Here is a 6,838-nt window from a genome sequence, read left to right on the forward strand (position 1 = left end):
CCCCGGACCCGAGGGGTCGTGCGGTCGGGCAACGGTGCAGCCGGGGGCGCCTGGCTGGGCAGCCGACCAACGGTCGGCTCTACTTGGTCAGGATCAGCTTGTCGTTGCTGGTATGGCGCAGGCGGTAGAAGCGGTCGCCGTGCTGGATCAGGATTTCGCGGCGACCCTTGAGCAGGGCTTCGCTGTCGATCACTTCTTCGGGCGGGACCACGCGCACCGGACGGTCGCGGAGGGTCAGCGTTTCGGGGCGCAGCAGTACAGCAGCTTGAGTGTTCATTCGTCTGGACTCGTGCGAGGGGCGAGTCAAATGATAATGATTCTCAGTTGACAATCAACAACCATTCTCACTTTGATTGATGGCATTGATGATTGATTTCTTGTTTTCGATTGATTACATCAATCGCAAAGCGGTGCGGGTGCCAGACGACGGCCGGTAGAGCCGAGCGTTGCTCGGCTGCGGGGCCGGAGTGGCGGGGTTGATCGGGGATCCAGCCGGGCAGAGCCCGGCTTTACTTGGGTGCCAGCCGGGCAGAGCCCGGCGCTACGCGAAGATCGCTTCTACCTGCTGCCAGGTGGCCTCGTCCACCTGCGTCAGCAGGTCCAGCGCGCCCAGGTTCTCTTCCAGCTGGCTGACCCGGCTGGCGCCGAGGATCACGCTGGAGACGTTCGGGTTGCGCAGGCACCAGGCGATGGCCAGCTGCGCCGGCGACAGGCCGAGGCCGGCGGCCAGCGCGGTGTAGCGGCGGACCTTGTCCAGGCGGCTGCCGGCCGGGTCCAGCACCATGTCCTTGAGCCAGCCCAGCTGTTGCTGGCCCAGCCGCGACTGCGCGTCCACGCCGTCGTTGTACTTGCCGGTCAGCAGGCCCGAGGCCAGCGGCGACCAGATGGTGGTGCCCAGGCCCGGGTCGGCGTACAGGGGGGCGTACTCCTGCTCCACCCGCTCGCGATGCAGCAGGTTGTACTGCGGCTGCTCCATCGAGGGCAGGTGCAGGTGCTGCGCACGCGCCACGGCTACGGCCTCCTGCAGCTGGGCCGCCGACCATTCCGAGGTGCCCCAGTACAGCACCTTGCCCTGGCGGATCAGGGTATCCATGGCCAGCACGGTCTCGGCGATGGGGGTGTCCGGGTCCGGGCGGTGGCAGTAATACAGGTCCAGGTAGTCCACCCGCAGCCGCTTGAGCGCGGCATGGCAGGCGTCGGTCACGTGCTTGCGCGACAGCCCGTGCTGGGTCGGGCGCGGGTCGTCCACGGCGCCGAAGAACACCTTGCTGGACACGCAGAAGCCATCGCGCGGCAGGCGCAGGTCCGCGATCACATCGCCCATCACCTGCTCGGCGCGCCCGCGCGCATAGCCCTCGGCATTGTCGAAGAAGGTGACCCCGTGATCCCAAGCGCTGGCGACCAGGTTGCGGGCCTCGTCGCGGCCGATCTGGTCGCCAAAGGTGACCCAGGCCCCGAAGGACAGGGCCGACACCTTCAGGCCGGTGGATCCAAGACGTCGGTATTGCATGGGATTGTCCTCTGCTGCAGGCCCGCAACCGGGCCGGAACGGTGCCGGCCAGTGTAGCCGCCCGCCGCCCGCAACCCCTTGCCGATGCTTGCCCGATCACGGCCGATCGACCCGCGGACGCCGCTTTTCCTTGCCCCGCCCCTGCCGCCGCTATAGGCTTCCCGTTTTTCGCGGCACCCCCAAGGGAAGTCTCATGGTCGAAGGTTTGGGCAGGATTGGCTTCGGCCTGTTCGGGTTGGCGGTGCTGATCGGCATCGCGTGGCTGTTCTCGAACAACAAGCGCGCCGTGGACTGGCGCCTGGTGGTGACCGGCATCGCGCTGCAGATCGCCTTTGCGGCGGTGGTGCTGCTGGTACCCGGTGGCCGCGATGTGTTCGATGCGCTGGGCAAGGGCTTCGTCAAGATCCTTGAGTTCGTCAATGCCGGCTCGAGTTTCATCTTCGGCAGTCTGGTGAATACCAAGCAGGTCGGCTTCATCTTCGCCTTCCAGGTGCTGCCGACGATCATCTTCTTCTCGGCGCTGATGGGGGTCATGTACCACCTCAACGTGATGCAGGCGATCGTGCGCGGCATGGCCTGGGCGATCACCAAGATCATGCGCGTGTCCGGTGCGGAAACCACCAGCGTCTGCGCCAGCGTCTTCATCGGCCAGACCGAGGCGCCGCTGACGGTCCGCCCCTACATCGCCAAGATGACCCAGTCCGAGCTGATCACCATGATGATCGGCGGCATGGCACACATCGCCGGTGGCGTGCTGGCCGCCTACGTGGGCCTGCTCGGCGGCGACGATCCGGTGCAGAGGGCGTTCTACGCCAAGCACCTGCTGGCCGCCAGCATCATGGCCGCCCCGGCGACCATGGTGGTGGCCAAGCTGCTGGTGCCCGAGACCGGCACGCCGCTGACCCGTGGCACGGTCAAGATGGAAGTGGAGAAGACCTCCAGCAACATCATCGACGCGGCCGCGGCCGGCGCCGGCGACGGCCTGAAGCTGGCGCTGAACATCGGCGCGATGCTGCTGGCCTTCATTGCCCTGATCGCTTTGGTCGACGCCCCGCTGACCTGGCTGGGCGAAGTGAGCGGCCTGCAGGCCAGGATCGGTCACCCGATCAACCTGTCCACGATCTTCGGCTACGTGCTGGCCCCGATCGCCTGGGTGATCGGAACCCCGTGGGCCGATGCCACCACGGTGGGTTCGCTGATCGGCCAGAAGGTGGTCATCAACGAGTTCGTTGCCTATACGCAGCTGTCCCAGATCATCAACGGCCAGATACCAAACGTGAGCCTGTCCTCCGAGGGCCGCCTGATCGCCACCTACGCGCTGTGCGGTTTCGCCAACTTCAGCTCCATCGCCATCCAGATCGGTGGTATTGGTGGGCTGGCTCCGGAACGCCGCCACGACCTGGCCAAGTTCGGCCTGCGTGCGGTGCTGGGCGGCACCATCGCCACCTTCATGACGGCCACCATTGCCGGCGTGCTGACGCATTTCAGCTGATATCCGTTCTTTGAGAAACAGTCTTTATGAGTAGCAATGTCGTCGTCGTCGGTTCCTTCAACGTGGATCATGTCTGGCGTTGCGAGTCGCTCCCGGCCCCGGGCGCGACCATCGCCGGGCGCTACAGCACCGGCCCCGGCGGCAAGGGCTTCAACCAGGCCGTGGCTGCCTGCCGTGCCGGCGCGGACACCACCTTCCTGTGCGCGCTCGGCGACGATGCCGGCGGCGCGATGGCGCGTGGCCTGGCCGCGCAGGACGGCTTCGCGCTGACCGCCGAGGCCAGCACCGAGCCCACCGGCACCGGTGGCATCTACGTGGACGCCCGCGGCCGCAACACCATCGTGATCGGCCCGGGCGCCAATGCCGCGCTGAGCGTGGACTTCGTGCAGGCCCAGCGCGATCTGCTCGGCGGTGCCAAGGTGGTGCTGGCCCAGCTGGAATCGCCGGTGGAAACCATCGAGGCAGCGCTGGCGCTGGCCCGTGAGGCCGGTGTCACCACCGTGCTCAACGCCGCCCCGGCCGACGCCCCGTCCAGCATCGGCCTGCTCAAGCTGGCCGACGTGCTCACCCCCAACGAGACCGAGTTCGCCGCCCTGCTCGGCCGCCATGTCGGTGAGCGCGTGGATGCCAACGACGTGGCCGCGCTCGACGGTGCCAGCCTGCATGCGCTGTGCCGCAAGCTGACCGGCACCGGCACCGTGGTGGTGACGCTGGGTTCGGTGGGCGTGTTCGTGTCCCACGCAGAAGACACCCCGCGCGGCGATACCCAGCCGTACTACCGGGTGGGCGCCGAGCAGGTGCAGGTGCTGGACACCACCGGTGCCGGCGATGCCTTCAACGGCGCCCTGTGCGCGTCGCTGGCACAGGACCCGGACGCACCCTTCATCCGCCACGTGCGCTTCGCCAACCAGTTCGCCGGCCGCTCCACCGAGAAGGAAGGCGCCGCCGTGGCGATGCCGCACTTCACCCCGGGTGATGCCGAAACCAAGTAAGCGTCACCGTTGCGTATCCCAGGGCCAGCGTTCGCGCTGGCCTTTTTTTTTAGCCTGCGTTGACCCTTTGCAGGCGCGGTTGTGGGTGGGTCGGTCGCTGGGCCCCGATGCCCTTTCCGGCGAATGTCCCCCGGCGTCGGCCTGCGGCCGCCCCCTCCTCCTTTATTTCGCCTCCAAGGGCATCGGGGCCCAGCGACCGACCCGCCAACGGCCACCAAAAGAGCACGGCTTCTCGCTTGCACCGCAAGCCGAGCCCCGTAGCCGCCGGTAGGCTCCTGGCCAAAACAAAGGAGGAGACCGCCCTGCGGCCGGGGGACATTTGCACCAGGGGCCTACCGGCGGCTACGGGGCCCTCACGCTCGCGACCGGCCTGATCGGAGACGCCCGCCGAACCAGACGGCGCCTGCACCGGCCATACGCGAGAGGCGGCAGGTACTCATCGTGGAGCGGTGAATGCACGATGCCTACCGCAAAACCGGGGCCCGCGGGATCCACAGCGCCAGCGCCCCAAGCACCAGTCCGGCAAGCACGTCCAGCAGGTCGTGCTGCCAGGTGGTCACGGTCGAGACCAGCATCAGGCCACAGGCGCCGTGCCACAGCCAACGCACCGCCGCCGCGTCGGCCTGCAACCAGTGCCGCCACGCCTGCCACACCAGCACCCCAACCGCCGCATGCAGCGACGGTGCCATGTTGAACGGCGCCTCGAAGGCCCGCAGTTGTGCGAACAGCAGCCCGCTGGCGCCATCGGGCGCCGGCAGTACACGGACGTTGCCGGTGGGCCAGCACACGAACGCGAGCAGGCAGGCGGCCTGCACCAGGCCGATGGCCAGCGCATGGCGGCGCAGGGCCGACCGGGTTGGAAGGATGAAGAACGTCAGCGGGTACAGCAGGTTCAGCGCCAGGTAGGGCCAGATCGTCCACGCCCAGAACGGCATTGCATCGTCCCAGGGCCCGTGCAGGCTGTAGGTATGCGCCTGGCTGGCGGCCCAGTGGTTGGTCCAGCTGTAGCCATGGATGAACATCGCGCCGAGCAGCAACATCCACAGCATCGCCTCGCGCCAGGGCGGATGGGGGACCGGAGTGTGGGCAACGGGCGGTAGGGGCACGCGCGCACCGTAGCAGAACGTGGCCCGCCTGTTTGCCGCTATTCTTGCGCTTTGGCCGATACAGGGACTGTACGCAGTGGCAGCAGCAGGCAGTCAGGAACAGGCAGGCCCGCACGCGGACGAACCGCGCTGGACGCGCAATCCGGCCTGGGCCCTGTGTTCGCAGACCCACGCGCAGCGCCAGCTGCTGCTGGTGTCCGGGGGCGCCGATGAGGTGTACGTGGTGGATGAGGCCGATACGTCGGCCGTCGTCGATCGGATCCTTGGCCACTGGGAGAACGACACCCTGGCGGCATTGCAGGACGATGCCGACTGCGGCGCGGCGATCCGCCAGTTGATGCGCCTGGGGGTGCTGGTGCCGCTGCACGCCGCGCGCAGGGTGCAGCGCTATGCACTCGATTGGCTCGGCGAACCGCTGCCCGGGTTGGCTGACGCCTTCGACCAGCACGCCAGTGCCGATCTGCAGCGCGTCGATTCCCACGCCGAGGCCGACCTGCGGGTGCTGGTCCGGCACGGACTTGGCTGGGAACAGGCCCTGGCCCACTACCGCGTGCAGATGCCGACGCAACCGCATCTGCTGGTGGACATCAGTTATCACCACACACTCGCGCTCGGGCCCTATGTGGTGCCCGGCCAGACCGCCTGCGTGTATTGCCTGGGCAACCGTGTGCTGCGTCGCTGGGGCGACGCCGTCGTGCCGGCGATGCCGGCGGTCGCAGCGCAGCCGGCGCGCATCGCGGCGCTGGTCGCGCCGCTGCTGGATCAACCCGCCCTGTTGCTGGGCTATCTCGAACGCAGCGTCTGGCTCGACCTCCATCACCTGCACGGCGAGCGCGACCGGGTGCTGCGGCTGCCGTGGTGCCCCGCCTGCCAGGGCAGCGAAGCGACGATGCCACCGCCGCTGTACTTGCCCTGGGACCTCCAGCGCCCGTGATAATGTGGCGCACGCGCCGGGCGTTTCCGCCTCGGTCAACGGAGTGACCGTATGTATCGCCTGCCTACCCAGTTCGATGCCAGTGCCTCGCGCCAGGACCTTGCCGCGGCAGGCGGGGGTTCGACATCGACCACCTGCAGCTCCTGCATCGTGACCCTGCTGGGCACCTCGGTGCTGTCGGCGGTGGTGCTCGGCGGGTTGGAACCGATCGCGCCCGCCACCGGCATCGAAGCACGCGCCACGGTCGAGCCCGTCACGACGGACACCGACCTCCGCACCCCGCAGCCGCCCGCGCTGCACGCATCGGTCATCACGCCGGATCCGGACCCGACCGCGCCAGCCCCATCCGCAGAGCCGGTGGTCGGGCTGAGCCGCACGGGGCGGATACTGCTGGGGCTGTTTGCCTTGCCGCTGGCCGCGGTCGGCGGCGGCATGTTCATGGGCGCCGCCAACCCGATCTTCGGCCTGTTCGTTGCCGTCGGGCTGTATGTCGGCGTGTATGCCTTCGTCTACGAGCGCTCGGGGCGTTCGCTCGGGCGCGGCATCGGCATCGGCATCGCGCTGCTGCTGGGCTTGTTCGCCGTCGGCGCGCTCGAAATGATGCTCTGGCTGGGCGTGATGAAATGAGCCGCTCCGCCGTCGATGCGGCGGAGCCGGGAACGCCCACGCTGTCTTCGCACCTGCTGCATGGCGCGGCGCGTCCGCGCTGCGGTCTGGTGCGACCGGCGCAGGCCATCGACGCCAGCGCCTGCGATTGGACCGGCCCGCTGTTCGCAGGACGGCGCGTGCACAATGCCGCCACCC

Annotated in this window: 7 protein-coding genes and 1 pseudogene; 5 read left to right on the forward strand and 3 right to left on the reverse strand. The window is 68.3% G+C overall.

Annotation, left to right across the window (positions count from 1 at the left end):
* Positions 1-79: 79 nt before the first annotated feature.
* Both DBR34_RS17880 and DBR34_RS17885 read right to left on the reverse strand, forming a co-directional pair.
* Positions 80-277 (reverse strand): hemin uptake protein HemP, encoded by a 198-nt coding sequence (locus DBR34_RS17880; protein ID WP_019182448.1) that lies wholly within the window; start codon positions 275-277, stop codon positions 80-82.
* A gap of 264 nt (positions 278-541) precedes the next feature.
* On the reverse strand, positions 542-1,510 hold the full coding sequence (locus tag DBR34_RS17885) for an aldo/keto reductase (RefSeq protein WP_128097782.1): 969 nt from the start codon (positions 1,508-1,510) through the stop codon (positions 542-544).
* Between the two features lie 193 nt (positions 1,511-1,703).
* Here DBR34_RS17885 and DBR34_RS17890 point away from each other — a divergent pair, with 193 nt between their 5' ends.
* Both DBR34_RS17890 and DBR34_RS17895 read left to right on the forward strand, forming a co-directional pair.
* Entirely contained in the window at positions 1,704-3,002 is a 1,299-nt protein-coding gene (locus DBR34_RS17890) for a nucleoside transporter C-terminal domain-containing protein (RefSeq protein WP_128097783.1), read from the forward strand.
* Positions 3,003-3,028: 26 nt separating this feature from the next.
* Entirely contained in the window at positions 3,029-3,994 is a 966-nt protein-coding gene (locus tag DBR34_RS17895; protein ID WP_128097784.1) for a ribokinase, read from the forward strand.
* A 464-nt stretch (positions 3,995-4,458) separates the two neighbouring features.
* Here DBR34_RS17895 and DBR34_RS17900 read toward each other — a convergent pair whose 3' ends face one another.
* Positions 4,459-5,043 (reverse strand): phosphatase PAP2 family protein, encoded by a 585-nt coding sequence (locus tag DBR34_RS17900; RefSeq protein WP_128097785.1) that lies wholly within the window; start codon positions 5,041-5,043, stop codon positions 4,459-4,461.
* A 76-nt stretch (positions 5,044-5,119) separates the two neighbouring features.
* Between DBR34_RS17900 and DBR34_RS17905 the strand changes: the two genes are divergently transcribed.
* The 3 genes and pseudogenes from DBR34_RS17905 to DBR34_RS21885 all read left to right on the forward strand — a co-directional run.
* Complete coding sequence (locus DBR34_RS17905; protein WP_128097786.1) at positions 5,120-6,034, forward strand: hypothetical protein; 915 nt, start codon at positions 5,120-5,122, stop codon at positions 6,032-6,034.
* Positions 6,035-6,184: 150 nt separating this feature from the next.
* On the forward strand, positions 6,185-6,661 hold the full coding sequence (locus DBR34_RS17910; RefSeq protein WP_128097787.1) for a hypothetical protein: 477 nt from the start codon (positions 6,185-6,187) through the stop codon (positions 6,659-6,661).
* Positions 6,658-6,838 (forward strand): annotated as a pseudogene (locus tag DBR34_RS21885) (hypothetical protein); the annotation flags it as partial. The gene DBR34_RS17910 and the pseudogene DBR34_RS21885, both read left to right, overlap by 4 nt.

This window comes from Stenotrophomonas sp. HMWF003, from assembly GCF_003061285.1.
GTDB classification, from domain to species: Bacteria; Pseudomonadota; Gammaproteobacteria; order Xanthomonadales; family Xanthomonadaceae; genus Stenotrophomonas; species Stenotrophomonas maltophilia_AP.